The sequence below is a fragment of the Arthrobacter sp. TJ-236 genome, assembly GCF_058269235.1.
In genome coordinates, this window is the sequence record NZ_JBZCNI010000001.1 from 1,534,079 (window position 1) to 1,559,950 (window position 25,872).

General features: G+C 70.4%; 20 protein-coding genes. 12 read left to right on the forward strand and 8 right to left on the reverse strand.

The features are described from left to right. The first annotated feature begins 24 nt into the window (after positions 1-24). On the forward strand, positions 25-1,581 hold the full coding sequence (gene purF, locus AC4D16_RS07215; RefSeq protein ID WP_490948066.1) for an amidophosphoribosyltransferase: 1,557 nt from the start codon (positions 25-27) through the stop codon (positions 1,579-1,581). After that, the gene (purM, locus tag AC4D16_RS07220) at positions 1,578-2,693 is read left to right on the forward strand and encodes a phosphoribosylformylglycinamidine cyclo-ligase (RefSeq protein ID WP_490948065.1); all 1,116 of its coding nucleotides are present in this window, start codon (positions 1,578-1,580) and stop codon (positions 2,691-2,693) included. The genes purF and purM overlap by 4 nt, the downstream gene beginning before the upstream one ends. 78 nt (positions 2,694-2,771) lie before the next feature. Here the strand turns inward: purM and AC4D16_RS07225 are convergent, their stop codons facing one another. Both AC4D16_RS07225 and AC4D16_RS07230 read right to left on the reverse strand, forming a co-directional pair. Beyond that, complete coding sequence (locus AC4D16_RS07225; protein WP_490954437.1) at positions 2,772-5,828, reverse strand: endo-1,4-beta-xylanase; 3,057 nt, start codon at positions 5,826-5,828, stop codon at positions 2,772-2,774. 54 nt (positions 5,829-5,882) lie between these two features. Then, positions 5,883-7,034 (reverse strand): endo-1,4-beta-xylanase, encoded by a 1,152-nt coding sequence (locus tag AC4D16_RS07230; RefSeq protein ID WP_490948063.1) that lies wholly within the window; start codon positions 7,032-7,034, stop codon positions 5,883-5,885. Positions 7,035-7,211: 177 nt separating this feature from the next. Here AC4D16_RS07230 and AC4D16_RS07235 point away from each other — a divergent pair, with 177 nt between their 5' ends. From AC4D16_RS07235 to AC4D16_RS07245, 3 genes are all read left to right on the forward strand, one after another. Further along, a complete protein-coding gene (locus AC4D16_RS07235) occupies positions 7,212-8,249 on the forward strand; it encodes a LacI family DNA-binding transcriptional regulator (protein ID WP_490948062.1) in 1,038 nt (345 codons plus the stop codon). Between the two features lie 108 nt (positions 8,250-8,357). Further along, complete coding sequence (gene xylA / locus AC4D16_RS07240; RefSeq protein ID WP_490954438.1) at positions 8,358-9,548, forward strand: xylose isomerase; 1,191 nt, start codon at positions 8,358-8,360, stop codon at positions 9,546-9,548. Between the two features lie 3 nt (positions 9,549-9,551). Beyond that, the gene (locus AC4D16_RS07245) at positions 9,552-11,048 is read left to right on the forward strand and encodes a xylulokinase (RefSeq protein WP_490954439.1); all 1,497 of its coding nucleotides are present in this window, start codon (positions 9,552-9,554) and stop codon (positions 11,046-11,048) included. Between the two features lie 139 nt (positions 11,049-11,187). Here AC4D16_RS07245 and AC4D16_RS07250 read toward each other — a convergent pair whose 3' ends face one another. The 3 genes from AC4D16_RS07250 to AC4D16_RS07260 form a co-directional block, all read right to left on the reverse strand. Beyond that, positions 11,188-11,805 carry a hypothetical protein gene (locus tag AC4D16_RS07250; RefSeq protein ID WP_490948059.1) on the reverse strand — a complete coding sequence of 206 codons (618 nt, stop codon included), beginning with the start codon at positions 11,803-11,805 and terminating at the stop codon, positions 11,188-11,190. 286 nt (positions 11,806-12,091) lie between these two features. Beyond that, the gene (locus AC4D16_RS07255; RefSeq protein ID WP_490954440.1) at positions 12,092-12,784 is read right to left on the reverse strand and encodes a histidine phosphatase family protein; all 693 of its coding nucleotides are present in this window, start codon (positions 12,782-12,784) and stop codon (positions 12,092-12,094) included. Then, positions 12,775-12,900, reverse strand: coding sequence for a hypothetical protein (locus tag AC4D16_RS07260; RefSeq protein ID WP_490948057.1), 126 nt, complete (start codon positions 12,898-12,900; stop codon positions 12,775-12,777). The genes AC4D16_RS07255 and AC4D16_RS07260 overlap by 10 nt, the downstream gene beginning before the upstream one ends. Positions 12,901-13,049: 149 nt before the next feature. Between AC4D16_RS07260 and AC4D16_RS07265 the strand changes: the two genes are divergently transcribed. Continuing rightward, positions 13,050-14,105 (forward strand): LacI family DNA-binding transcriptional regulator, encoded by a 1,056-nt coding sequence (locus AC4D16_RS07265; protein WP_490948056.1) that lies wholly within the window; start codon positions 13,050-13,052, stop codon positions 14,103-14,105. A 76-nt stretch (positions 14,106-14,181) separates the two neighbouring features. Beyond that, a complete protein-coding gene (locus AC4D16_RS07270) occupies positions 14,182-15,342 on the forward strand; it encodes an ROK family transcriptional regulator (protein WP_490954441.1) in 1,161 nt (386 codons plus the stop codon). 85 nt (positions 15,343-15,427) lie between these two features. Here AC4D16_RS07270 and AC4D16_RS07275 read toward each other — a convergent pair whose 3' ends face one another. Further along, a complete protein-coding gene (locus AC4D16_RS07275) occupies positions 15,428-15,664 on the reverse strand; it encodes a DUF3073 domain-containing protein (RefSeq protein WP_490948054.1) in 237 nt (78 codons plus the stop codon). Between the two features lie 312 nt (positions 15,665-15,976). On the opposite strand from AC4D16_RS07275, the gene AC4D16_RS07280 reads away from it, so the two are divergent. Then, on the forward strand, positions 15,977-17,032 hold the full coding sequence (locus AC4D16_RS07280) for a septum formation family protein (protein ID WP_490954442.1): 1,056 nt from the start codon (positions 15,977-15,979) through the stop codon (positions 17,030-17,032). Positions 17,033-17,119: 87 nt separating this feature from the next. On the opposite strand, the gene clpB is transcribed toward AC4D16_RS07280, so the two are convergent. Both clpB and AC4D16_RS07290 read right to left on the reverse strand, forming a co-directional pair. After that, positions 17,120-19,744, reverse strand: a complete 2,625-nt coding sequence (gene clpB / locus AC4D16_RS07285) for an ATP-dependent chaperone ClpB (protein ID WP_490954443.1) — start codon at positions 19,742-19,744, stop codon at positions 17,120-17,122. 123 nt (positions 19,745-19,867) lie between these two features. Continuing rightward, positions 19,868-20,554 (reverse strand): TetR/AcrR family transcriptional regulator, encoded by a 687-nt coding sequence (locus tag AC4D16_RS07290; RefSeq protein ID WP_490948051.1) that lies wholly within the window; start codon positions 20,552-20,554, stop codon positions 19,868-19,870. 91 nt (positions 20,555-20,645) lie between these two features. Here AC4D16_RS07290 and AC4D16_RS07295 point away from each other — a divergent pair, with 91 nt between their 5' ends. The 4 genes from AC4D16_RS07295 (at position 20,646) to AC4D16_RS07310 (ending at position 25,656) form a co-directional block, all read left to right on the forward strand. Next, entirely contained in the window at positions 20,646-20,993 is a 348-nt protein-coding gene (locus AC4D16_RS07295; protein WP_490948050.1) for a DUF2834 domain-containing protein, read from the forward strand. Continuing rightward, on the forward strand, positions 20,990-21,955 hold the full coding sequence (locus tag AC4D16_RS07300; RefSeq protein ID WP_490954444.1) for a hypothetical protein: 966 nt from the start codon (positions 20,990-20,992) through the stop codon (positions 21,953-21,955). Before AC4D16_RS07295 ends, AC4D16_RS07300 begins: the two co-directional genes overlap by 4 nt. Before the next feature lie 60 nt (positions 21,956-22,015). Beyond that, on the forward strand, positions 22,016-24,022 hold the full coding sequence (locus AC4D16_RS07305; protein ID WP_490954445.1) for a penicillin-binding transpeptidase domain-containing protein: 2,007 nt from the start codon (positions 22,016-22,018) through the stop codon (positions 24,020-24,022). Positions 24,023-24,156: 134 nt separating this feature from the next. Further along, on the forward strand, positions 24,157-25,656 hold the full coding sequence (locus AC4D16_RS07310; protein ID WP_490954446.1) for a flotillin family protein: 1,500 nt from the start codon (positions 24,157-24,159) through the stop codon (positions 25,654-25,656). Positions 25,657-25,872: the final 216 nt, after the last annotated feature.

A 25,872-nucleotide genomic window follows, 5' to 3' on the forward strand; every position in this document is an offset into this window, starting at 1 on the left:
TGCGCCGCGTGAGAGAATGGGCCCATGGTGCGCGGCGACGGACAACTTTCCCATGATCTTCTCCCCGGCGAAAAAGGCCCTCAGGACGCATGCGGCGTCTTCGGGGTGTGGGCGCCCGGCGAGGAGGTCGCCAAACTCACGTACTACGGCCTCTACGCCCTGCAGCACCGGGGGCAGGAATCCGCGGGCATCGCGACGAGTGACGGCCGCAGGATCAACGTCTACAAGGACATGGGGCTCGTCTCGCAGGTCTTCGACGAGTCGACCCTCAACACGCTGACGGGGCACATCGCCGTCGGGCACTGCCGCTACTCCACCACCGGCTCCTCGCACTGGGCCAATGCGCAGCCCACCCTCGGTGCCACCGCCGCGGGCACCGTGGCCCTGGCGCACAACGGCAACCTCACCAACTCGGCCGAGCTCCACCGCATGGTGCTCGATCGCGGGAAGCCCCGCGCCGGTGAGCTCGCGCAGGGCAACACCACGGACACCGCGCTCGTGACGGCCCTGCTGGCGGGCGACGACGACCGCTCCCTCGAGCAGACCGCCATGGAACTGCTGCCGAGCATCCGCGGTGCCTTCTGCTTCGTCTTCATGGACGAGGGCACGCTGTACGCCGCGCGCGACGCCTACGGCGTCCGCCCCCTCGTGCTCGGGCGCCTCGAGCGCGGCTGGGTGGTCGCCTCCGAGCAGGCCGCCCTCGCCACGGTGGGCGCGAGCTTCATCCGCGAGATCGAGCCCGGCGAGTTCATCGCCATCGACGAGGACGGCGTGCGCAGCAGCCGCTTCGCCACCCCGACGGCGGCGGGCTGCGTCTTCGAGTACGTGTACCTGGCTCGGCCGGACGCCTCGATCGCCGGCCGCTCGGTGTACGAGTCCCGTGTGGAGATGGGCCGGCAGCTGGCGCGGGAGAACTCGGCCCCGGGTGACATCGTGATCCCCGTGCCGGAATCCGGGACCCCCGCGGCCGTCGGGTTCGCGGAGGAGTCCGGCATCCCCTTCGCCCACGGGTTCGTGAAGAACGCCTACGTGGGGCGCACGTTCATCCAGCCCAGCCAGACCCTCCGCCAGCTCGGGATCAGGCTCAAGCTCAACGCGCTCGAGTCCGTGATCCGCGGCAAGCGCATCATCGTCGTCGACGACTCGATCGTCCGCGGAAACACGCAGCGCGCCGTCGTGCGGATGCTGCGGGAGGCGGGCGCCGCCGAGGTGCACGTGAAGATCTCCTCACCGCCCGTGCGCTGGCCGTGTTTCTACGGCATCGATTTCGCCTCGCGCGCCGAGCTCATCGCCAACGGCGCGGCCGTGCAGGAGATCGCCCAGTCCATCGGCGCGGACAGCCTCGCGTACATCTCCGAGGACGGCATGATCGACGCCACGCTGCAGCCCCGCGAGAGCCTGTGCACCGCGTGCTTCACCGGCACGTACCCCATCGAGCTCCCCGAGGCCGACCGCCTGGGCAAGAACCTGCTGGAGCGTCTGGACCCGGCCGACAAGGTCGGTGCCACCGGCTGCGACCCGGGCCCCGACGCCGAGTTCGAGGCCGTGCTGACCGACGAGGACAAGAAAGAGCGGGTATGAGCGTGTCCGGACCCATCACGTACGCGAGCGCCGGGGTCGATGTGGAGGCGGGAGACCGCGCCGTCGAACTCATGAAGGACGCCGTCCGCGCGACCCACGGTGATCAGGTCATCGGCGGGGTGGGCGGCTTCGCCGGCCTCTTCGACGTGTCCCGGCTCCTGACCTACACGCGGCCGTTGCTGGCCACCTCGACCGACGGCGTCGGCACGAAGGTCGCGATCGCGCAGGCCATGGACATCCACGACACCATCGGGTTCGACCTCGTAGGGATGGTGGTGGACGACATCGTGGTGGTCGGCGCCGAACCGCTGTTCATGACGGATTACATCGCCTGCGGGAAGGTGGTCCCGGAGCGCATCGCGGACATCGTCCGCGGCATCGCGGCCGGGTGCCGCGTGGCGGGCACCGCGCTCGTGGGCGGCGAGACCGCGGAGCACCCAGGCCTGCTGGGTGAGCACGAGTACGACGTCGCGGGCGCCGCGACCGGCGTGGTCGAGGCGGACCGGGTGCTCGGCCCGGAGCGCGTGCGGGCGGGCGACGTCGTCATCGGCATGGCGTCCTCCGGGCTCCACTCCAACGGGTACTCGTTGGTGCGCCGCGTGATCAACCAGGCGGGGTGGGCGCTGGACCGCCAGGTCTCGGAGCTCGGCCGCACGCTGGGTGAGGAGCTCCTCGAACCCACGCGGGTCTACGCCGCCGACTGCCTGGCACTCGCGCGCGACGACGCCGCCCAGGTGCACGCGTTCAGTCACGTCACCGGCGGCGGGCTCGCCGCGAACCTGGCGCGCGTGCTGCCGCGCGGCCTCGAAGCCACCGTGGACCGCTCCACCTGGGGCCTCCCGCCCATCTTCACGCTGGTCTCGCAGCTCGGCGACGTGCCGCTGCCGGACCTCGAGCGCACGCTCAACCTCGGTGTCGGCATGGTCGCCGTCGTCGGGGCCGCGGGTGCCGACGCCGCTCTCGCGCGACTGAACGACGCAGGCGTGCCGTCCTGGGTCATGGGCTCCGTGGCCGCCGCGGGGACGGGCAGCACCGACGGGCCGGACTACGTGCAGGGCGCCAAGGGAGTGGACGGCGGGTCCGTGCGGTTGCTGGGCGCCTACGCCTCCTGACCCGCGCGACTCCCCCGGACGACGAAGCCCCTGACCTCTCGAGGAGGTCAGGGGCTTCGTCGTGGAAGGGCCGGCCGGTCAGCGCTTACCGGTTTGCTTGCGGGTGACCACGACGTCGAACGAGCTGGTCCTCTCGTTCCCGGCCTTGTCCGTCGTGGTGCAAGTGACGGTGGTGGTACCGATGACGAAGCGCGAGCCCGACGCCGGAGCGCAGTTCAGCGGTACAGCGCCGTCGAGGGTGTCGATCGCCGAGGGCAGGTCATAGGCGACCTTCACTCCGCTCGCGCCGTTCGACACCGCCTGGATGTCCGACGTGTCGGCGATCCGCGGCGGCAGCACGTCGGCCGGCCGGGCAGGAAGCCTGGACGGATCGACGATGCCCCAGTACGCGGGGGTGACCTGCAGCTCGTCGTCGAAGGGGAGCGGCTGCTCCCAGGGACGTGCCATCGGCCAGGTACGGAGCCAGGTGCGGGCGTTGCTGATGCCCCAGATGGTCACCGAGTCCACGGACTCGTTGTTCTCACGGAGCATCGAGAACAGGTCCCGGTAGTAGTAGCCCACTTCGGCTGCTGCGTCGGCGTCGTTCTCGAAGGCCGGGCTGTACGGGTCCACGGGTGCACCGCTGACGTCGGCACCCTGGTTCTCGGTCGAGGCGTTGACATCCAGCTCGGTGATGGCCTGGAGCAGCTGCGGGTTGAGCCGCTCCACCGCCACGATGGAATCCTCGAGCCACTCGACCGGCCGGGCGACGTCCACGTGGGCCTGGTGGCCCACGCCGTCGATCGGCACGTCCCGTCCCTCGAGCGCGCTGATGAGCGAGAGGTAGTCCGCCCGCTTCTCCGGCATCTCCGTGTTGTAGTCGTTGATGAACAGGGCGGCGTCGGGGAAGTAGCGGTCCGCCAGACGGAACGCCTCGTCCACGAAACCCTCGCCGAGCACCTGGAACCAACGGCTGTCACGCATGTCGTGCGGGTTGGCGGTGTCGCCGTCCGCGACGACCTCGTTGACCACGTCCCAGGCCCAGATGGGGCTGTCGCCGTCCGGGTAGCGGGCGTCGATGTGGTCCGCGATGCCCTTGATGTGCGCGTCCATGCGGGCTTTCAGCAGGGCCTGGTCCGCGGGACTGTTCGTGAGGTCACGGGCGCCGTCCTTGAAAAACCACGCCGGGGTCTGCGAGTGCCATGCCAGCACGTGCCCGTACACCTCGATGCCGTTCGCATCGGCGAAGTCCAGGAGCTGGTCCAGCTGGGTGAAGGTGAACTGTCCCTCGACCGGCTGCACGCTCTCGGGCTTGCCCGCGTTCTCCGGGGTGATGGCGTTGTAGTGCTTGCGGATGAGCTCCGCCGCCTCTCCCACGGTCTCGCGGGAGTCGATGGCCACGCCGACGTGCTCGATCCCGTCCGCCCCGAGGACGTCCTTGAGCCCCGGCACGTCCGCCTGGATGGGCGTCTCGACGTCCGCCGCCAGGCTGAAGTCGTCCAGGAGGAAGTCCACGCCCACCGGTCCCTCGACGTAGACCTGCACCTTGTCGGCTGCTGCTCCGAGCGTGTAGGTGCCCTTGAGTTCGGTCCAGCCGTCGGCGGAGACGCTCGCGCTCGCGCCGGCCACGCTGTCGTACCCGCTGCCGCCGCCGTTGTCACGCTGCACGGAGGCCTTGAGGGATGCGGGCTGCTGGCCCGGTGCGAGCTTCGCCCACACCGAGATCTCCACGGGCTGCCCCACGGGGAGGCCTGCGGTGACGTCCAGCGCTGCACCGTGCCAGGGCTGCGTGCGGTTGGTCACCAGCAGGCTCCCGGTACCGGTCCGGGCGTCACCGGAGCCCGCGACCTGCACGCCGTCGCCCCGGGCGGTCCAGCCGTCCGTGCCGGCCTCGAAATCACTGGAGACACCGGGGGCCACCGGCGTGGTCGCCCCACCGGTCGCGCCGCCGCTCGGCAGCGCGAACGTCCAGCCCTCGGCGATCTTCTCGTCGAGCACCGTGCGCACCGCGGCGACCGTGTTCGACCGGTCGCCGCCGCCGTCGTGGGCGAGGACCACCGCGCCGGGCGTGAAGGCCCGGCGGAGGTTCGCGGTGAGCGTCCCCTCGCTGAGGTCGTTGCCGTCCCAGTCCGAGATCACGTTCCCGAGACCGAGCGGCTGCATGCCGAGCGCCGCGGCGACCTCGCCGGTGGAACCCCAGCTGCCGTTCGGTGCGCGGAAGTAGGGGACCTGGAGCGTGGGGTCTCCGGCGGCGGCGCGGATGATCCGGAGGTTCTCTTTCAGATCGGTCTCCACCTGCGCCTGGGTCCACGAGCCCATGTCGGCGTAGGACGTGCCGTGGTTGCACAGTGTGTGGCCCTCGGCGACGATGCGCCGCAGGAGCTCGGCGCCGCCGTCGGCCTGGATGTTCTGTCCGATGACGCAGAACGTCGCGGTGACGCCCCGCTCCTTCAGGAGGTCGAGGACCGCGCCGGTCTCGCCCGGATTGGGGCCGTCGTCGAACGTCAGCGCCACGACGTTGCCGGTGCCCCGTGCGGCGGCCTGCGGCGTCGCGGTCGGGTTGACGGCTCCGCCCGGCACGAAGCCGGCGTCCGGGGTGGGCTGCCAGGCGCCGCCGTCGCCTGCTGCGGCGGTGCCCGTGATCACGACGTCGTCCACGAGGTAGTCGTAGGGCGCACCGAGATCTGCCGTGCCGAGATAGGCGCGCAACGCGGCAGGGTCTGCGCCGGTCGGCGCGTCGAACGTGCCGCTGATGGTGGTCCACACGTCGGCGGACACCGTGGTGTTGCCCACCCAGGTGTAGGACGGTTCGACGACGAAGCGCGCCGACGTCGTCGTTCCCGCCGGGGCGGAGAGCTTGACCTGGGCGGAGAACGAGTAGGTCCCTCCCGCCTGCAGGAGGTTGGCCGGCGTCTTGACGCCGTCGTAGTCGTTGGCCCTTCCGGTGACCAGCAGCGCCTTGTCACCGTCGGCGTCCACGACGGAGAGCGTCGAGTTGCCGTTGGCGACCAGCGGCCCGAAGGCGCTGTCCTCGAAGTCCTCGCTGAGGAGTACTGCCGGATCCACGGCGTGCGCGGCGGGCAGCGCCAGCGCGCCGGCGCCGGCCACCAGCCCGAAGGCCGTGGCACCTGCGATCAGACACCGTCGTCGTTGCATGGTTCGTCCTGTCCTGTCGGTTGTTCGCTCGTGAGCTCTCTCCGAGGTCACGGTCTAGCGGTTCCCGCGTCCGGGAGCTGCCTGCTCGAGGGTGTCCTGGAGTGCGTAGTAGGAGGGCTTGCGCGAGAAGTCGTTCCGCATGACGGTGGCTTCGCCCTCGCCGCTGAAGAACACCGGGACCCACGAGTACTTGTCGGTGAAGCCCCAGATGGTGAAGGAGTTGCACTCGTCCACCGCGACGCACGCCTCGAGGGCGCGGTCGTAGTAGCTCGACTGCGTGGCGAGCTGCGCAGCCGTGGGGGCGGTACCCGCCGCGACGTCCATCCGGACGTCGATCTCGGTGATGGCGGTCTCCAGTCCGAGGTCGTCGAAGCGCTGCAGGTTGGTCTGGAGGTCCCCGGGGAAGCCGTAGCGGGTGCTGAGATGGCCCTGGATGGCGAAGCCGTCCACCGGGACGCCCTGGGCCTGGAGCCTGGGGATCAGTTCGAGGTAGGCGTTGCTCTTCGCGTTGACGCTCTCCACGCCGTAGTCGTTGAAGAACAGCTTCGCCTTCGGGTCCGCCTCGTGCGTCCACCGGAAGGCGTCGGCGATGATCTCGGGGCCGAGTTCGCGGATCCAGATGTTGTCCGTGGTGCGGAGCGAGCCGTCGTCGTTGAAGATCTCATTGGCGACGTCCCACTGCTGGATCTTGCCGGCGTACCGTCCCACGACCGTCTGGATGTGGTCCTTGAGGATGGCCCGCAGCTCGTCCTTGGTGAAATCGCCCTCCTCGAGCCACGCGGGGTTCTGGCTGTGCCAGAACAGGGTGTGTCCGCGGACCACCTGCTTGTTCTCCTGGGCGAACTGGACGATCGCGTCCATCTCGGCGAAGCGGTAGGTGCCCTGCTCCGGGTGGACGAATTCCCACTTCAGCTGGTTCTCGGGTGACACGGAGTTGAATTCCGCCGCGAGCAGGGAGCGGTACTCCTGGTCGAAGGTGAACGGGTCGGGGTAGGGCTGGTCCTCGTGGTGACCGCCGCCGGCGACGGCCGTGCCGATCCTGAGGTCCTTCGGGGCCACCCAGCGGAGGGTGTCCTTCTTGTCGATGCCCTTGGTGACCCCGGGCTTCCGGGTCGGCTGTTCGGGTGCGGCGTGGGCCGTGACGGCGACGGGCAGAAGCATGGCCGACGCGAGGACCGCAGCGGCGATGGATGAACGAACCTGCATGAGCTCTCCTTTGAGGTACCTGAGGCGTGGAGTTCCGAGACTCCGACCGATAACTTCCGGAAGTTTCCGGAAATACCGTTGCTGTAGGTTAGGGACACGGCACCCGGAACGTCAAGGGTGCTGATCTTTCGACCCGGGGGTGCAGGACTGCAGCGCCCGTGTCCCGAGGAGGACCGCATGCAGGACAAGGCCCAGGCACCGCCCCAGCCGGCCGTGACCATCTCGGCCATCGCCGCGGCGGCGGGCGTCTCCATCCCGACGGTGTCGAGGGTCCTCAATGGCAGGTCCGACGTCGCACCCGCAACGCGCGAGCGCGTCGAGACCCTGCTCCGCGACTCCGGCTATCGCCGTCGAGGAGCGGTGGCACCGACTCCGTCGGGCCTCGTGGATCTCGTCTTCAACGACCTCGACAGTCCCTGGGCGGTCGAGATCATCCGGGGCGTCGAGGAGTCGCTCAACGCCGAGGGGCTCTCGGTGGTGGTCTCGGCCATCCACCGGAGGGGCGGTGCGGACTCCACGCGGAAATGGCTGGACATCCTTGCGGACCGGGCGAGCGACGGCGCCATCCTCGTCACCACCGATCTCGACTCCTTCCTGCACGCGGAGCTGCAGCGGCTGCACCTCCCCGTGATCGTGATCGACCCCGCGGGCGTGCCCGATCTCGACGTGCCCACCATCGGCGCCACCAACTGGACGGGGGCCGTGACCGCGACGGAGCACCTGCTGCAGCAGAGCCATCGGCGGATCGGCTTCGTCGCCGGACGGCCAGGCCTCTGGTGCAGCCGCGCACGGCTGGACGGGTACAGGGCCGGGCTCGATGCCGCCGGTATCGCCTTCGTCCCGGAGCTCGTGGCCGACGGCGACTTCGACTACGCATCCGGTTTCGCGGCCGGCATCGAACTGCTCGCGCTCGACGACCGCCCCACGGCCATCTTCGCGGCGAGCGATCAGATGGCCCTCGGTGTGTACGAAGCCGCCCGGCAGCGGGGCCTCCGTATCCCGGACGACCTCAGCGTGGTCGGCTTCGACGACCTCCCGGAGGCGTCATGGGCCTCGCCTCCCCTGACGACCGTGCGGCAGCCGCTCTCGGAGATGGGGATGCTCGCCGCCCGCACTCTCGTGCGCCTCATGCGCGGTGACGCCGTGGAGAGCCCGCGGATCGAACTCTCCACGAAGCTGGTGGTGCGGGCGAGCGTCCGTGCCCTGGGGTCCTAGGCCGCGTCCGGTCGCAGCGCAACACCGGATGTCACTCTTGACTCTCCTCTGAAAACGAATATGTTTGAGACGGCAACATATTACTTCTCAACACTCCTGGAGCACTCAATGACGATCGAGCCCACCCGCGATGACAAATTCTCCTTCGGACTCTGGACGGTGGGCTGGGAGGCCCAGGACCAGTTCGGTTCCGCCACCCGCGCGCCCCTCGACGTCGTGGAGGCCGTCAACCGCCTGAGCGACCTCGGCGCCTACGGCCTCACCTTCCACGACAACGACCTCTTCCCCTTCCACGCCACCGCCTCCGAGCGGCAGACCGAGATCGACCGCCTGAAGGGCGCCCTCGAGTCGACCGGCCTGACCGTCCCGATGGTCACCACCAACCTGTTCAGCCACCCCGTCTTCAAGGACGGCGGCTTCACCAGCAACGACCGCAATGTGCGCCGCTTCGCCATTCGCAAGGTGCTGGAGAACATCGACCTCGCCGCCGAGCTCGGTGCCAAGACCTTCGTGATGTGGGGCGGGCGTGAAGGCAGCGAGTACGACGCCGCCAAGGACATCCGCGGCGCCCTCGAGCGCTACCGCGAGGCCGTCAACCTGCTCGGCGACTACGTCACCGACAAGGGCTACGACATCCGCTTCGCGATCGAGCCCAAGCCCAACGAACCCCGCGGCGACATCCTGCTCCCCACGCTCGGCCACGCCATGGCGTTCATCGAGACCCTCGAGCGCCCGGAGCTGGTGGGCATCAACCCCGAGACCGGGCACGAGCAGATGGCCGGGTTGAACTTCACCCACGGGATCGCGCAGGCCCTCTACCAGGGCAAGCTCTTCCACATCGACCTGAACGGCCAGCGCAGCATCAAGTTCGACCAGGACCTCGTGTTCGGTCACGGTGACCTGCAGAACGCCTTCTCGCTCGTGGACCTCCTGGAGAACGGTGGCCCCGACGGCGGACCCGCCTACGACGGCCCCCGTCACTTCGACTACAAGCCGAGCCGCACCGAGGACATGGACGGCGTGTGGGAGTCCGCCTCGGCGAACATGCAGACCTACCTCCTGCTCAAGGAGCGCGCAGCGGCGTTCCGTGCGGACCCCGAGGTGCAGGCAGCCCTCGAGGCATCGCGGGTCTCCGAAATCAACCAGCCCACGCTCAACGAGGGCGAGGGCTACGAGGCACTCCGCGCCGACCGCTCCTCCTACGAGGACTTCGACGCCGATGCCTACTTCAACGGCAAGGGTTTCGGCTTCGTGAAGCTGCAGCAGCTCTTCATCGAGCACCTGCTCGGAGCCCGCTGACCCATGCGCGGCTCCGGGCTGGTGACCGGCGTCGACTCGTCGACGCAGAGCTGCAAGGTCGTCGTGCTCGACAGCCGGACGGGTGCGGAGGCGCGGGCGGCCCGCGCCTCCCACCCGGAGGGCACCGAGGTGGACCCGACGGCGTGGTGGGAGGCGCTGCTCACGGCACTCTCCTCCGCGGACGGCCTGGGGGACGACGTCGATGCCCTCGCGATCGCGGGTCAGCAGCACGGCATGGTGCTGCTGGGCCGTGACGGCCGAGTGCTCCGGGACGCCCTGCTCTGGAACGACACCCGTTCCTCGGGCGCCGCACGCGACCTCATCTCCGAACTCGGGGTCGACGAGCTCGTGGCGCGGACCGGCTCCTCGCCGGTGGCCTCCTTCACCGGCACGAAGGTGCGGTGGGTACGGGATGCCGAACCGGAGATCGTGCCGCGGATCGCGGCCGTGGCACTGCCGCACGACTGGCTGACGTGGCGCCTGCGCGGATTCGGCCCCGAGGGCGACGCGCCCCTCGGGCCCGTCCTCGAGGAACTGGTCACGGACCGCTCGGATGCGAGCGGGACCTCCTACTGGAACCCCGCCACGGGGTCCTACGACCTCGACCTGTTCGAGCGCATGCTCGGACGTCCCGCCCGAGAGGCAAGGGGGACGAACGGGCCGGGACAGGAGGCGGACCCCGCGTCGGTCATCCTCCCCCGCGTCCTCGCGGCGGACGCCGTGGCCGGCACGGTGCACACGTCCTTCCTCGCCTCGGACCGCAGGATCGTCCTCGGCGCAGGTATGGGCGACAACGCCGGCGCAGCCCTCGGGCTCGGCACCGAGGAGGGCGACGTCGTCGTGTCCCTCGGTACCAGCGGGACGGTCTTCGCCGTCGCGGCGGACGCCGTGGCCGACGCGTCCGGGACGGTGGCGGGCTTCGCCGATGCCAGCGGCCTCTTCCTGCCCCTCGTCGCGACACTCAATGCGGCGAGGGTGCTCTCCTCCGTGGCGGGGATGCTCGGCGTGGACCACGACGGCTTCGCCGCCCTGGCGCGCGACGCCGAGCCGGGATCCGGCGGCGTGGTGCTCGTGCCCTACTTCGAGGGGGAACGCACACCGAACCTGCCGACCGCGAAGGCCAGCATCCACAACCTGAGCATCGCCTCCGGCACGCGGGAGAACCTCGCCCGCGCGGCGATCGAGGGCATGCTCTGCGGCCTGGCCGACGCGCTCGACGCCGTCCGTGCCGCGGGCGTGGCACCGCGGCACCTGCTGCTGATCGGTGGTGCGGCACAGAACACTGCGGTGCAGGATGTCGCGGCACAGGTGTTCGACCTGCCCGTGCGCATCCCGGCTCCGGGCGAGTACGTGGCACGGGGCGGAGCCGTCCAGGCTGCGTGGGCCCTGTCCGGGGCGAGGCCGCGGTGGAGCGTCGAGACCCTGGAGGGCCGCGCCGTCGATCACCGGCCGGTCATCCGTGAGCAGTACCGGGCGGCGGTCGGCTCAGTCCGCTTCTGAGCCCCGCCTCCGACCTCCGTCCCCGGACCACGGACGTACAGGAAAGGCACCGCCCCTCGGGAGCGGTGCCTTTCCTGTTCCGGCTGAGTTCCGGCTGCGTTCCGGCCGGCGCGCCGGTCAGGTGCCGATCAGGTGCCGATCAGATGCCGGACTGGTGATTGATGCCCACCTGGTCCACCTTGCGGTGGAAGCTCATACCGGCCTTGCCGCCGAGGATCGCCGCGATCAGCGGGATCAGGACGGCGATGGCGAGGGCGATCAGGCCGCTCGCGGTGAGGGCGCTGCCGTCCACGGGGATGCTCGGCGCACCGTTGAGGCGCGAGAGGACGTTGAACTGGTCACCGGCCACGGCCGCGAGGATCGCGAGGACGATGGCGATGATGATGCCCCAGAGCCAGACGGCCAGGCCCTGCTTGGCGCCGTCGAACCGGGCCATGCGGCCCGCGACGTACCCGCCGCAGTAGTAGGCCAGGAAGAGGATCACGGCCAGGACGATCCCGCTCACGATCCCGATGGTCTGCGCGTTCTGCTGCGCCTGGTCGGCGGCCTCGGTCGCGCTGCTCGAGTTCGCGGCCCCGACCCCCACGCCGATGGCCGTGGCCAGCGCACTGAGGATGACGGTCAGCCCGATCGCCGTCAGCCAGCCGAAGAAAGCCGACCCGAACTTGATGCCGCCGAACTGCTCCTTCTCCGCGGCGACGACGTCATTGCGCCGGCTCTTCGGGGTGCTCGCGCCCGATGTGTTCTCTGTTGCCATGATGCTCGTGCTCCTTGATGAGTAGGGAAGATCGAACCCCTCGCGATGCCGGATCGGAGGAGATGATCAGTCTGCTTACTACCGTGACGGATCACGCATGCCGAGCGCAAGCGACTTATGTTGCCCCCCGTGCAACGTTTTTTCTGTCCCGCGCTGTCGTGTCAAGGGAGGAGGAGGGGCGCGAGGCGGGCTCACCCTCAGGGAATGAGCGGGGATCGTTCGCACAGCCGGGGGCGTCACGGCTCATGACACGGCCGGTTCCACCACCGACGACGCGGATGATCCGTCAGTCCTTCTCCGGCGTCTCCTCCGCGGCGTCGCGGGCACTCTCACCGGTGACGTCGACGGCGGAGGGATCAGCCAGCCCGGCGCCGCCGAGCGGCTCGGGGTGCCACCGTTCCAGGCGCCACCCAGCGGCGCGCGAGCCGTCGAGGAAGGCCGCGCCCGTGTTCCTGATGTCGAGCCGGGCGGCCCGGTCGCCGTCCATCCCGGTCCACACGGCAGTCACGACGCGGATCGCCGCCCCGTGGGAGACGACGACGACGATCTCGTCCTCGCCGTGGGATCCGGCGATGCGCCCCACCGCTGCGTCGAAGCGGTCGAGGAAGCTCCGCCCGTCAGCACCGCCCGGCAGCGTCCGCCGGAGATCGCCGTGCATCCAGCCGATCAGGCAGGCCGCGTAGTCCTGCCGCGCGGTCTCGTCGGCACGCATCTCCAACTCCCCCGCCGAGATCTCCTCGAGCCCGGGAAGCACCTGTACCGGCAGGGCCCGTGCGAGACCGAGGGGCGCTGCGGTAAGCCGGGCACGGGTCAGGGCCGAGGCGTAGATGCCGGCAATCGGCTCACCTGCCAGGGCCGCGGGAAGAGCTGCGGCCTGCGCTTCGCCGAGGGCGGTGAGCGGCGCTCCGGGAGCCGCCGTGTCGAGGGCACCTGCCACGTTGCTCGGGGTCTGTCCATGACGGACGAGGATCAGGCGCACGGGCCCAGCTGGAGTGCCGGTTCGTCGTTCTCAGCCAGTGCCTGCTCGGGCACGTTGACGTCCTGACGCAGATGGGCGTCGTCGGGCACGTGCGTGGTGTCGTCGTGGGAGGTCACGCCCCCAGACAACCACGCAGCCCTGACCGCGCGCCACCACGGCCGCGAGGATTCGCCGGCTGTTCACCGGCGCCGTCGGCCACCGGGTCGGGCCCGGAGCCGTCGAAAGGTTCCACCTGCGCGCCGAAGGCCGGGTATAGGCTGTGGGGATGTCTTTGCCGGCGGGGGAACCGCGCGTCACCCTCGCCCAGTTGTCAACAGCGGCCGGTATCTCCCTCTCCACGATCTCCAAGGTGTTGAACGGCCGCTCCGACGTGTCGGCGACAACCCGTTCGAAAGTCGAGGAGCTCCTGGAGGAGCACGGCTACCAGCGCCGCACCATGTCCGCAATGCGCTCCTACCTCGTGGAACTCGTGTTCCACGAGCTGGAGAGCGCCTGGGCCCTCGAGATCATCCGGGGTGTCGAGAACGTGGCGCGTGAGCACGGCATGAGCGTCGTACTGACGGAGTCGGGCACGCGCCACGCGCCCGGGCCGGAGTGGATCGAAGGTGTCATGGCCCGCCGGCCGGCCGGCGTGGTCCTGGTGTTCTCGGACCTTCCGGAGCACTACCGGAGAAAGCTGGCATCACGCTCCATCCCGTTCGTCATCATCGATCCCGCCGGTGACCCGTCACCGGACGTGCCGTCGGTAGGGTCCGCCAACTGGTCCGGCGGCATGATGGCCACGCGCCACCTCATCGACCTCGGCCACACGCGGATCGCCGCGATCAGCGGCCCCGAGGACATCATGTGCTCCCTCGCGAGGATCGACGGCTACAGGTCGGCCATGAATATGGCCGCCCTGGCGATCGAGCCCGGGTTCGTCCGCTACGGCAACTTCCACGTGGACGGCGGCCGCGACCACGCGTTCTCGCTGCTCCGCGGGAAGAACCCGCCCACGGCGATCTTCGCGGGCAGCGACCTCCAGGCGCTGGGCGTGCTCGACGCCGCCCGCCAGATCGGCCTGCGGGTCCCGGAGGAACTGTCGATCGTCGGGTACGACGACCTGCAATTCGCCCAGTGGTCCAGCCCTGCGCTGACCACGGTGCACCAGCCGCTGCTGCAGATGGCGGAGGAGGCAACCCGCATGGTCCTGCGGCTGCGCAGCGGTGAGCGCCCCAACAACCTCCGGCTGGACCTCGCCACGAGCCTCGTGGTCAGGCAGAGCACCGCGGCGCCCGCCGGCGCCCTCGCGCCCGACGGCGTGATCGGCCAGCGAGCCTGAGGAACACCCACCCTCACTAGGATGGGATGTGCCAGGTGCCCACCGCGCTCCTGCAGGACGAAGGAGGCGCCGACCCGTGCAGCCAGCCGCCCGCGCCCTGAACGGGCCCGAAGGACTCCGCGCGCAGAGCCTGTCGCAGATCCTGACGCTGGTGCACCGGAGCGGCCCCCTCTCGCGGGCAGAACTGACCCGACGCAGCGGCTTCAACCGGTCCACCGTCGGGTCCCTCGTGCAGGCCCTCACCGAGAAGAACCTGGTGCAGGAGGTGGAACCCGCCATCGACGGGCGGGTGGGCCGCCCCAGCCCGATCGTCCGCGTCAACCCAGGCATCGCGGTCGTCGCCGTCAACCCCGACATCGACGCGCTGACCGTAGGGCTCGTCGGCCTTGGCGGCCACGTGCACCGGCGGATCCGCCGCGAGACACCGGGCATCCCCACGGTCGCCGAGGTCGTGGAGCTCGCGCGCGAGCTCCTGCAGGAACTCGAACCCGACCTGTCACGCCTGGACCGCGTCATCGGTGTCGGGATCGCCGTCCCCGGCCTGGTGACCGCCCGGACCGGCCGCGTGCTGCTGGCCCCTCACCTCGGCTGGCAGGACGCCGATCTCACCACCCCGTTCAGCGAAGCCCTGGGTCTGCCGGTCGTGGTGGCGAACGACGCCTTCCTCGGATTGCTCGCCGAGAGCATCTTCGGTGCGGCCCTCGGGGTGGACGACGCCCTCTACCTCAACGGCAGCGCGAGCGGTATCGGCGGCGGGGTCATCACGGGCGGCGCGCATCTCGTGGGGAGCCGCGGCTACGGCGGCGAACTCGGCCACACGTCCGTGCGGCCCGGTGGTGCCCCGTGCCACTGCGGCCGGTCGGGGTGTCTCGACGCCGAGGTACGGCTGGAACGGCTGCTCGGAGCAGCGGGGATCGACGCCGGCGGGATCGAGGCGCTGGAGCAGGTCCTCGCCGGCACTCCGGATCCTGCGGTGGACGCGGAGGTGGACCGCCAGCTCGAGCTCCTGACCGCGGCCCTCGTCGACGTCACCAACATCTTCGACCCGCGGCTGATCGTGCTCGGTGGATTCCTCGGGGTTCTCGCGAGCTCACGCGAACACCAGCTGAGCGACGCCGTGAACGCCGGTGCGCTCGCCGGTGACGTGGAGGTCCGCCGTGCAGCGCTCGGGTCGGAACTGCTCCTCGTCGGAGCCGCGGAGCTGGCTTTCCAGTCCCTCCTGGCCTCACCCGCTTGAGACATCCGGTACCTGCCCGCCCGTCTCGCAAAAGCAAGAACCCACCAGCGCTCACTGGTGGGTTCTCGTATGACGCTGTGGCAGCTCAGCCGGTGCGGCGCGAATCGCTCTCGCCGTCGTCGTCCAGCTCGTCGCCGTACTTGTCCGCGTACTCGGAGTAGTCCGGTTCGACCGGCTCCGGTATCTCGGTGCGTCGATTCGACGCTCGACCATCCGGTCCTGTGAGCTCTCGCTGCAGGGCGGTGTAATCGGTGGCTGGGCTGAAGTACTTCATGTCCCTGGCCTGCTTGGTAGCTTTTGCCTTTTGACGGCCGCGCCCCATGGCGTGACCCCCTTTGTGCGTCGATCCGAGGGTGGTCACTGGGGCACGAGGCCCAAGGCTGCAGCGAGGCCCCGGAGTATTTGGTTAATTCGTCGTAAGTATAGGTTACATGCTCGGAGCGGCATCCGAGCGTCGGCGCCCAAGGCCGTCGGACAGCCGATCCGGTGGAGTGGGTGAACCGGAGGCGTCGGTCCGCCCCCGCACGGCCCACACCCGTGCTCCGGCCCGAATGTGGATAGAGTCGAGGGCACATCGCGGGCGGCCGGCGCGCGGCATCGGGAACCACGAGCAACGAGGAGACAGCGGCTCACCATGAAGCACGAGGAGCACGTTCCCACGGGACCCGAGCCCGACATCGCGCCCGAACCGGCTTCGTCACCCGAGCACGGGTCACACCCCGTCACCATGGCCGAGGACGGCGTCGCCGATGACCGCGCCCCGATCTCCGGGAGCGCGCACGACGACGAAGCAGACACCGCCGAGACCCCCGACGTCGCGGCGGACACCACTGGCGCGCACGACGACGACACCGGCCCCGCCGGCGAGGTCGCCGACAGCACGGACGCCGAACCCGTGGGCGGCCCCTACGCATTCGAGCCCGAGGGAGGGGAGCCCGGGGTCGGCGATCCGGGCCCGTACCCGGGCCTGAGCCCGAGCGTCGACCCCGGCCATGTGGGCGGCCCGGATCCGGTCGAGGGAGGTCAGCCGGATCGTGATGCCCTCGACGACACCGATCACCTCGGTGCGGAGGGTGGCGGCCCGACGAGCACCGATGGCGCCGCCGGCACCGCAGGAGCCGCAGCCGGCGTGACGAGCCTCGCGACCGCTACCGACGGGTCGCGTCCAGGCTGGACTCCTACAGCGCCCGGCGCCGACGCGCAGTACAGGCGCGACCGCACGCAACGGAAGCGGACCCGCCCGCTGCTGCTCGCGCTCGCGGCCGTCGTCGTCGTGCTGGCACTGCTCACCTGGCTCCTGGTCTCGCTCTTCGGCAGCTCGGAGGACGAGGACCTCGTGGACCCGTCCTCGCTCGCGACCGGCGAGTGCCTCGCGGGCTTCACCGTCATCACCGAGGACGCCCGGCTCGTCGACTGCTCCGAACCGCACAACGCCCAGCTCCTCGCCAGCGAGAGCTACGGCGAGGACGACGCGTTCCCGGGCCGCGAGCAACTCGCCGCCCGGGCCGAGGAAGAGTGCTCCGAGGCCTCGGAGTCGATCGACCCCGACGTCGTCACGGAGGACCTCGAGGTGACACTCCTCCGCGCCACACCGACCGAGGGCACGTGGGCCGACGGCGATCGGCGCGTCGACTGCTTCGCCGTCCTCGAGAACGGCGCGACACTGGATCGGAGCATGCTGCTCCCCTGACCCGTCAGGGGGGTCCGGGGTGTCCACGGTTCTGAAGGGGACGCAGAAGGGGGAGGGACCGATGGCCCCTCCCCCTTCTCCGTGCGGCTAGCGTGCGGCGTGTACCGAGAGCCCGCCCTCGCCGGCTCCCGGGACGCCGATCGCATCGGCCGCCGGCTCCTGCCGGTCGACCACCACGGTGTCGCCGTCCACGATGTCACCGGCGAGGATCCCCCGTGCCAGGCGATCCCCGATCTCGCGCTGCACGAGCCGGCGCAGCGGCCGGGCGCCGTACGCCGGATCGAAGCCGGTGAGCGCCAGCCACTCGCTGGCAGCGGCACTGACGTCGAGTTCCAGGCGGCGGTCCTGCAGTCGGTCGCCGAGGGCCTTGACCTGCAGGTCGACGATGCGCGAGAGCTCGTCGAGGCCCAGCGGGTCGAAGATGACGACGTCGTCGAGCCGGTTGAGGAACTCCGGCCGGAAGTTCGCGTTGACCGCGGACATCACGGCGGAGCGTTTGGCGGCGTCGTCGAGGGACGGGTCCACGAGGAACTGCGAGCCGAGGTTGGAGGTGAGCACGAGGATCACGTTCCGGAAGTCCACGGTGCGGCCCTGCCCGTCCGTGAGCCGGCCGTCGTCGAGCACCTGCAGCAGGAGGTCGAACACCTCGGGGTGCGCCTTCTCCACCTCGTCGAGCAGCACCACGCTGTAGGGCCGGCGCCGCACCGCCTCGGTGAGCTGGCCGCCCTCCTCGTAGCCCACGTAGCCCGGAGGAGCACCTACCAGGCGCGCCACCGAGTGCTTCTCGGAGTACTCGGACATGTCGATGCGGATCATGGCGCGCTCGTCGTCGAACAGGAAGTCCGCGAGCGCCTTGGCGAGTTCCGTCTTACCCACACCGGTGGGGCCGAGGAACAGGAAGGAGCCGGTGGGCCTGTTCGGGTCGGACACACCCGCCCGCGCGCGACGAACCGCGTCGGACACGGCGGTGACCGCCTTCTTCTGCCCGATCAGGCGCGCCCCGATGACGTCCTCCATGGCGAGGAGCTTCTCGCTCTCCCCCTGCAGCATGCGGCCGGCCGGGATGCCGGTCCACGCGGAGATGACCTCGGCGATGTCGTTCGCCGTGACCTCCTCCGCGACCATGAGCTCGGGCGCGTTGACACTCTGCTCCTCGGCGGCCTGCGCCTCGCGGAGCTCGCGCTCCACCTGCGGGATCTCGCCGTAGAGGATGCGCGACGCCGTCTCGAGATCACCCTCGCGCTGCGCGCGGTCGGCGTGGGAGCGCAGGTCGTCGAGCGAGGCCTTGAGGTCACCCACGCGGTTCAGGCCCGCCTTCTCGGCCTCCCACCGTGCGTTGAGTCCGTCGAGGTCCTCCTGGCGGTCGGCCATCTCGGCGCGCAACGCCTGGAGCCGTTCGAGGGACGCCTCGTCCTTCTCGCGGGACAGCGCCATCTCCTCCATGTGCATGCGTTCCAGGGACCGGCGCAGTTCGTCGATCTCCACGGGAGCGGAGTCGATCTCCATGCGAAGGCGCGAGGCTGCCTCGTCCACGAGGTCGATCGCCTTGTCAGGGAGCTGCCGGCCCGGGATGTACCGGTTGGACAGGGTGGCCGCCGCGACGAGCGCGGAATCGGCGATCGAGACCTTGTGGTGCGCCTCGTACCGCTGCTTCAGCCCGCGCAGGATCCCGATGGTGTCGGGCACGGTCGGCTCCCCCACATAGACCTGCTGGAAGCGGCGCTCCAGCGCCGGATCCTTCTCCACCCGCTCGCGGTACTCGTCCAGCGTGGTCGCGCCGATGAGCCGGAGCTCGCCGCGGGCGAGCATGGGCTTGAGCATGTTGCCGGCGTCCATGGACCCCTCGGAGGCACCGGCGCCGACCACGGTGTGGAGTTCGTCGATGAACGTGACCACCTGGCCGTTGGACCCCTTGATCTCCTCGAGGACGGCCTTCAGCCGCTCCTCGAACTCGCCGCGGTACTTCGCGCCGGCGATCATCGAACCGAGGTCCAGGCTGATGAGCGTCTTGCCACGCAGGGACTCCGGGACGTCCCCGGCCACCATGCGCTGGGCGAGCCCCTCGACGACGGCGGTCTTGCCGACACCTGGCTCGCCGATGAGCACCGGGTTGTTACTGGTGCGTCGGCTGAGCACCTGCACGACCCGGCGGATCTCGGCGTCGCGCCCGATCACGGGATCCAGCTTGCCGCTGCGGGCCACCTCGGTGAGGTCCACGCCGAACTTCTCGAGGGCCTGGAAGGTGTTCTCGGGGTCGGGGGTGGTCACGCGGCGGTCGCCGCGCACCCCGGGCAGCGCCGAGGCGAGCGCCTCCCGCGTGAGCCCCACACCACGGAGGATGGAGCCCGCGGTCCCGCCGTCCGCGGCGAGGGCGAGGAGCAGGTGCTCGGTCGAGACGAACTGGTCGCCGAGCGTCTCCGCCTCCTGCTGGGCTGCGCTGACGACCTGCAGCGCGCCGCGGGAGAACTGCGGCTGGGCGACGGACGAGCCCGACGACGACGGCAGGGCCTTGATGGCGGAACTCGCCTGGACGCTGATCGAGTCCGGATCGGCGCCGGCGGCCTTCAGGAGGGCGACGGCGATGCCCTCGCGCTGATCCATGAGGGCCTTGAGGAAGTGCGGTGCGTCGATCTGGGCGTTGCCCGCCGTGGAGGCGTTCATGGCCGCGGCCGACAGCACCTCACGGCTCTTGGTGGTGAAGTTGGTATCCACGCGCGGTTCCTTTCCGAGTGTGCAGGGGGCGTGACGATCACATTGAGTGTACTCGACTCAACTTTTCACGGGCAGCGGATATTCCCCTTGCATCGCCGCGGACGGACGCTCCGCGGGCCCGGCTCAGGGCGCGGGTACCAGCAGGTCGGCGAGCAGCTCGTCGATCTGCTGGTGCGCGAAGGCCGAGGCGTCCTCGCCGAAGACCCACCGGAGGTGACCGGCCACCTCCACGGAGACCACCCCCAGCATGCGGTGCCACCCGACGATGAAGGGCTGAACCTCCCCCGCCCGCATGGGCAGCCCGAGCCGTGACGCCGTCGCCACGAGCGACGCCCGGACTCCCGGCGCGAGGCTCTCGTCGTCGACCGCACGAAGCCGTCCGGCGGCCCGCGCCTCGACGAAGAGCGATCCGAACAGGGCACCGAAGCGCTGACCCGCCTCCACGGTCGGTCCACCTGCGGGAGCCGCATAACCGATCAGCGGCGTCCCGTACACGAGACCGAACTCGGGCCGGTGCTCGAGAGCCCAGGCGCGGAACGCCAGGGTGGCGGCCAGGATGCGGCCCTCGACGTCGTCGGGCCGGCAGGCGCGCAACGCGTCCTCGCACGCGGCGGTCACCTCATGGGTGCAGGCCGTGATGAGCAGGGTGAGCAGATCGTCCCGCCCTCGTACGTACCGGTACAGGGCGCCGGCCGTGACCCCGAGACGCCGGGCCACCTCGCGGACCACCACCGCATCCGGACCTCCCTCGACCAGGAGGGAACGGCTCGTCGCGACGATCGCGTCGATGGTCAGGGGCGTCGTGACCACGGGATGTGCCTCCGAATCTCGGGTCTTGTGCTGTGAACACTGTTCACCCTACTATCGGTGAACAGTGTTCACCCTTGCGAGGAGTTCTCCGATGCGCGTGCTCTATCTGCTCCTGGCCGTCGTCGGCGGCGTCGGCACCTGGACCTTCAACCTTCGATCCATGGCCGCGCAGGAGGACTATCTCGCCGGCTGGTTCGCGAGTGCCGCGTCGACCTCCGCCGCCGTGGATGTGATCGTGGTCGCCTTCGTCGCCTGCATGTTCATGATCCTCGAGGGCAGGCGCCTCGGCATGTCCCGGGCGGTCTGGCTCCTCGTCCCCCTCAGCTTCGTCATCGCCATCGCGTTCACCTTCCCGCTGTTCCTGGCCTGGCGGGAACACCACCTGATGCGGACCGTCGACGGCGGCGCCCCCGCGCGCGCCGAGCGGGTGCCGTCGTGACCACCGCGGCGGTCCTGCGCGCCGGGTGGCGGGTGAGCCCGGCGCTCATGCTCCTACTCGCGTGCGCCGTCGTCGTCCTCCCGATCTCGGCCGTCCTCGCCGTGGCCGACCCCACGCAGGTCGCGGGGGCTCCCGTCTGGAACAAACCGCTCAAGTTCGCCCTGTCCTTCGTCGCGTTCGCACCCGTGATGCTGTGGATCTACGGGCGGATCGAGCGCGGCCGGTTCACCCGGGCGGTGCTCGAGGTGCTCGGCTGGGCACTGATCGTGGAACTCGGCGTCCTCGTCCTCCAGGCCGCACGCGGCAGAGCCTCGCACTTCAACACCGCGACGCCGCTCGATACGACCCTCTGGGCCGTGATGGGTGCGGGCATCGGAGTCTTCTCGCTGTGCGTGATCATCGTCGGCGTTGTGCTCGCGCGGAGACGGCTGGACGGCGGCCTCGGGCTGGCGGTGCAGCTGGCCGTGCCCCTCATGACCGTCGGAGCGCTCAGCGGCTACGTCATGACCGGTCCCCGGCCCGGCCAGACGGGAATGGGCCCGGTGACCGGCGGCCACACGGTCGGCTCCTCCGACGGCGGTCCCGGCCTGCCCCTGCTCGGGTGGTCCACCGACTTCGGGGACAGCCGGGTGGCCCACTTCGTCGGGCTCCACGCCCTGCAGGCCCTGCCGCTCGTCGCGCTCGCCCTCACCTGGCTGGTCGGCCGCGGCGTGCTGAACCTCTCGGAGCACCGCATCCGTCGGATCGTCGCGGTGGCCGCGGTCGCCTATCTCGGCCTCATGCTCACCCTGTTCGTGCAGGCGCAGCGCGGCCTGTCCGTCGTCGCGCCGGACGCCCTGACCCTCGGGATGGGTGCCATGCTCGTCCTCCTGCCGGCGGTGATCGCCCTCGGTCTCGCGCTGCGGGGTGACCGCACGCCCGGCGCTCCAGCCCCGCCGTCGGTGGGGGCCCTTGTGCGCTGAGCCACGCGTGACGCACCGCGGGTCCGCTCCCGGGCGTTCGGGCTCAGCCATAATGGCCCCATGGGGAACCTCCACCGTGCCACGACCGTCCTGACCATCGCCGCCCTGGCCCTCGGCCTCACGGCCTGCACCGACGACCGCCCGACCGCGGAGGATGCCGCCAGGACACTCGCTGAAGGCCTCGCGCAGCTCGATGTGGGGCAGTCCGCCTTCGCGGGGACCGATCCGGCCGCCGTGACCGCCGACCTCGCCACGATCACGGACGGTTTCGGCCCGGAAGCGCCGGCCGTCACCGTGCGCGGCGTGGAGGAGACGGGTGAGGACAGCGCGACGGCGACCCTGGACTACGTGTGGGACCTCGACGACACGGACCAGGACTGGACCTACAGCACGACGGCGGACCTCACGCGCGTCGAGGACAACTGGCAGGCGGCGTGGGAGCCGGACGTCTTCGTCCCGAACCTCCTGCCGGACGAGAAGCTGACCCTCGCGAGCGTGCCCGGAGACCGGGGTGACATCACCGGCGCGAACGGCGAGGTGATCGTCACGCAGCGCCCGGTGATCCGTGTGGGCATCGACAAGACCCTCGTCCCCGAGGCGCAGTGGGCGGCGTCGGCACGCGCTCTCGCAACACTCCTCGAGCTCGACCCGGCCGGCTACGAGGAACAGGTGACGGCCGCGGGTGCCGAGGCGTTCGTCGTCGCCCTCGTGCTGCGCGACGACGCCGGCCGCACCGTGACGGACGCGCAGATCGACGCCGTCCCCGGTGCCCTCCGCCAGGCGGACACGCTGGAACTCGCGCCCACCCGCACGTTCGCGCGGGAGCTGCTCGGGAGCGTCGGCGAAGCCACGGAGGAGCTCGTGGAGCAGTCCGGCGGGGCCATCCGGGCCGGGGACGTGACGGGGCTCGGCGGGCTCCAGCTGCAGCACAACGCCCAGCTCACCGGCACCCCCGGGCTCGAGGTCAACGCCGTCGCGGTGGATGATCCCGCCACCCCCACGCAGCGCCTGTTCGGCAAGCCCGCCGTGGACGGCACGGATCTCGCCACCACCCTCGATCCCCGCCTCCAGTCCCTCGGTGAGGACGTACTCGCGGACGAGCCCTCGGCGTCGTCGATCGTCGCCATCCGGCCGAGCACCGGCGAGATCCTCGCCGCCGCCAACGGACCGGGCAGCGAGGGGCTGCAGACGGCCCTCCTCGGCCAGTACCCGCCCGGTTCCACCTTCAAGGTCGCCACGAGCCTCGCGCTCCTGCGCAAGGGCTTCACGCCCGAGACGCCGACCGAGTGCACGGAGGAGGTGACCGTGGACGGCCGCACGTTCAACAACGCCAGCACCTACCCCGCGCAGTTCCTCGGCACCATCCCGCTCCTCGAGACCTTCGCGCAGTCCTGCAACACGGGCTTCATCAGCACGCGCGGCGACATCACGCAGGCCGAGCTGGCGAGCGCGGCCGCTGACCTGGGGATCGGCGTCGAGGCGGCCATCGGCACCCCCGCGTTCTTCGGAGCCGTGCCCACGGAGGCAGAGGGTACGGCGCAGGCCGCCGCGATGATCGGCCAGGGCGAGGTCCTCGTCTCGCCCCTCTCGCTCGCCACCATGGCGGCTAGCGTCGGGGCCGGGGCGCGGGTGACCCCCACGCTGCTCGCCGCCGGGGAGTCGACGGACCTCGATCCCGGCTCGGAGAGTGCCGCGGAGACGGCGGCTCCCACGGACGATGCCACCTCACCGGACGATGCCGCCTCACCGGGCGACGCCGCCGAGGATCCGGCCACCGACGCCCCGCCGAGCGCGTTCTCCGCCGCCGAGGCCGCGACCCTCCGCACCCTGATGTCCGCCGTCGTCAGCCAGGGCGGCGCCCAGCTCCTGCAGGACGTGCCCGGGGAGCCCGTCCTCGCGAAGACCGGTACCGCCGAGTTCGGCAGCGAGACGCCGCCGCGGACCCACGCGTGGGTCGTGGCGATCCAGGGCGACCTCGCGGTGGCCGTGTTCGTCGAGGAGGGCGAGCTCGGGTCCACCTCGGGCGGCCCGCTCATGCAGGCGTTCCTGGCAGGTGCGGCGTCCTGACCGAGGGCGCATAACGGTTTGTCCACTTTCACGACATGGGGGTCAGAGAAGCGCAATGCATCGCATAGGTTGATGTCCGAGCGGGCCGCACGGCCCACTGACCTAATTCCGCAGTTCACCGTGAAAGGGTCTCAGTGACCACTGCAGCAATCACCATAGGCGTCATCGTCGTCGTCGTCATCCTCCTGATCGTCCTGGCGATCCTCGCCAAGATGGCACTCCACATCGCCAGTCCGGACCAGGCGCTCATCATCTCGTCGAAGGACAACAAGGGGCAGCCCGACGTCGACAGCCAGCGCGTCGTCTTCGGCCGCGTCTTCATCAACCCGTTCTCCCAGCGGGCGTACCCGCTCTCCCTGGCGTCGCGCCAGGTGTCCCTGCGCATCGAGGGCATCTCGCTGAACGGCATCAAGCTGCACCTCACGGGCGTGGCCCAGGTCAAGGTGGGTGGCGACGCCGATTCGGTGCGCAAGGCCGCGCAGCGCTTCCTCAACCAGCAGGACGCCATCGACCACTACACGCAGGAGACGCTCTCGGGCTCGCTGCGCTCCATCGTGGGCACCCTGACCGTCGAGTCGATCATCCGTGACCGCGCCACCTTCGCGAAGAGCGTGAAGGAGGAGGCCGAGCACTCCATGCACAACCAGGGCCTGGAGATCGACACCTTCCAGATCCAGTCCGTGGATGACGACTCCGGCTACCTGAAGAACCTGGGCCGCCCCGAGGCGGCGTCCGCCGAGCGCAATGCGAAGATCGCCGAGGCCCGCTCGGTCCAGGAGTCCGAGCAGGCGCGCGCCATCTCCGACGAGCAGGTGGCACTCGCACAGCAGCAGCTGATCATCCGCCGGGCCGAGCTGAAGGAAGCAGCCGACGCCCGCCAGGCGCGTGCGGACGCCGCCGGGCCGCTGGCGCAGGCCGAGCAGAACGAGCAGGTGATCATCCGCGAACAGCAGGTGGCCCTCCGCCGGGCGGAACTGCGCGAGCGCGAGCTCGACACCGAGGTCCGCAAGCCGGCCGACGCCGAGAAGTACCGGCTCATCCAGCAGGCCGACGCGAAACTCGAGGAGCGTCGCCGCGCCTCGGAGGCCACGGAGATCGAGGCCCGCGTGGACCTCGCGAAGCGGAAGCTGAGCGCGGAGGGTGACAGGGTGTCGGCCGAGGCCGACGCCGCCGCGAACACCGCCCGCGGTAACGCCGAGGCAGCCATCAACGAGGCCAAAGGCCGTGCGGAGGCAGCTGTCATCGCGTCACGAGGTGATGCGGAGGCGCAATCCACCGAAGCACGCGGCAAGGCGGAGGCCGCCGGTATCGCCGCGCAGGCCGAGGCCTACAAGCAGTTCAACCAGGCCGCCATCCTGTCGAAGGTCCTCGAGGTCCTGCCGTCCATGGCGCGGGAGATCGCGGCACCGATGTCCGCCATCGACACCATGACGGTGGTCTCCACGGACGGTGCGAGCCAGCTGAGCAGGAACGTGACGAACGGTGTGCAGCAGACCACGCAGTTGGTCAAGGACACCACGGGTCTCGACATCATCGGGCTGCTCGGTGACCTGCTGAAGAACGCCGACAAGCCGGGCACGGGCTCCAGTGCGGGGTCCAGCGGAGGCTCAACCGTGGTGGGTGGACCCGAGTAGACTCCCGGCACGCGCGAGCTCACGCCGCGCAGCACAGCACGGGTGGTGGAGGAGCCGCGACGGACGCCGTCGCGGCTCCTCCTTGCTGTGCGGGGCGCCGCCGGGCAGGTGGCGCGCAGAAACGCACAGCGGCGAAGTGCTATACAGGGTTCTACACGACGGCAGTTGACGGTCTCGAGCGGTCGTGGAGGGTTCCGGAGGTCTCACGGAGCCCTG

Bases quoted from the DNA above. Each gene is read 5' to 3' on its own strand.
- purF (WP_490948066.1), top strand. From the start codon at position 25: ATGGTGCGCGGCGACGGACAACTTTCCCATGATCTTCTCCCCGGCGAA.
- AC4D16_RS07295 (WP_490948050.1), top strand. From the start codon at position 20,646: ATGCGCGTGCTCTATCTGCTCCTGGCCGTCGTCGGCGGCGTCGGCACC.
- AC4D16_RS07265 (WP_490948056.1), top strand. From the start codon at position 13,050: ATGTCTTTGCCGGCGGGGGAACCGCGCGTCACCCTCGCCCAGTTGTCA.
- AC4D16_RS07250 (WP_490948059.1), bottom strand. From the start codon at position 11,805: ATGGCAACAGAGAACACATCGGGCGCGAGCACCCCGAAGAGCCGGCGC.
- AC4D16_RS07225 (WP_490954437.1), bottom strand. From the start codon at position 5,828: ATGCAACGACGACGGTGTCTGATCGCAGGTGCCACGGCCTTCGGGCTG.
- AC4D16_RS07275 (WP_490948054.1), bottom strand. From the start codon at position 15,664: ATGGGGCGCGGCCGTCAAAAGGCAAAAGCTACCAAGCAGGCCAGGGAC.
- AC4D16_RS07280 (WP_490954442.1), top strand. From the start codon at position 15,977: ATGAAGCACGAGGAGCACGTTCCCACGGGACCCGAGCCCGACATCGCG.
- AC4D16_RS07245 (WP_490954439.1), top strand. From the start codon at position 9,552: ATGCGCGGCTCCGGGCTGGTGACCGGCGTCGACTCGTCGACGCAGAGC.
- AC4D16_RS07235 (WP_490948062.1), top strand. From the start codon at position 7,212: ATGCAGGACAAGGCCCAGGCACCGCCCCAGCCGGCCGTGACCATCTCG.
- AC4D16_RS07230 (WP_490948063.1), bottom strand. From the start codon at position 7,034: ATGCAGGTTCGTTCATCCATCGCCGCTGCGGTCCTCGCGTCGGCCATG.
- AC4D16_RS07305 (WP_490954445.1), top strand. From the start codon at position 22,016: ATGGGGAACCTCCACCGTGCCACGACCGTCCTGACCATCGCCGCCCTG.
- purM (WP_490948065.1), top strand. From the start codon at position 1,578: ATGAGCGTGTCCGGACCCATCACGTACGCGAGCGCCGGGGTCGATGTG.
- xylA (WP_490954438.1), top strand. From the start codon at position 8,358: ATGACGATCGAGCCCACCCGCGATGACAAATTCTCCTTCGGACTCTGG.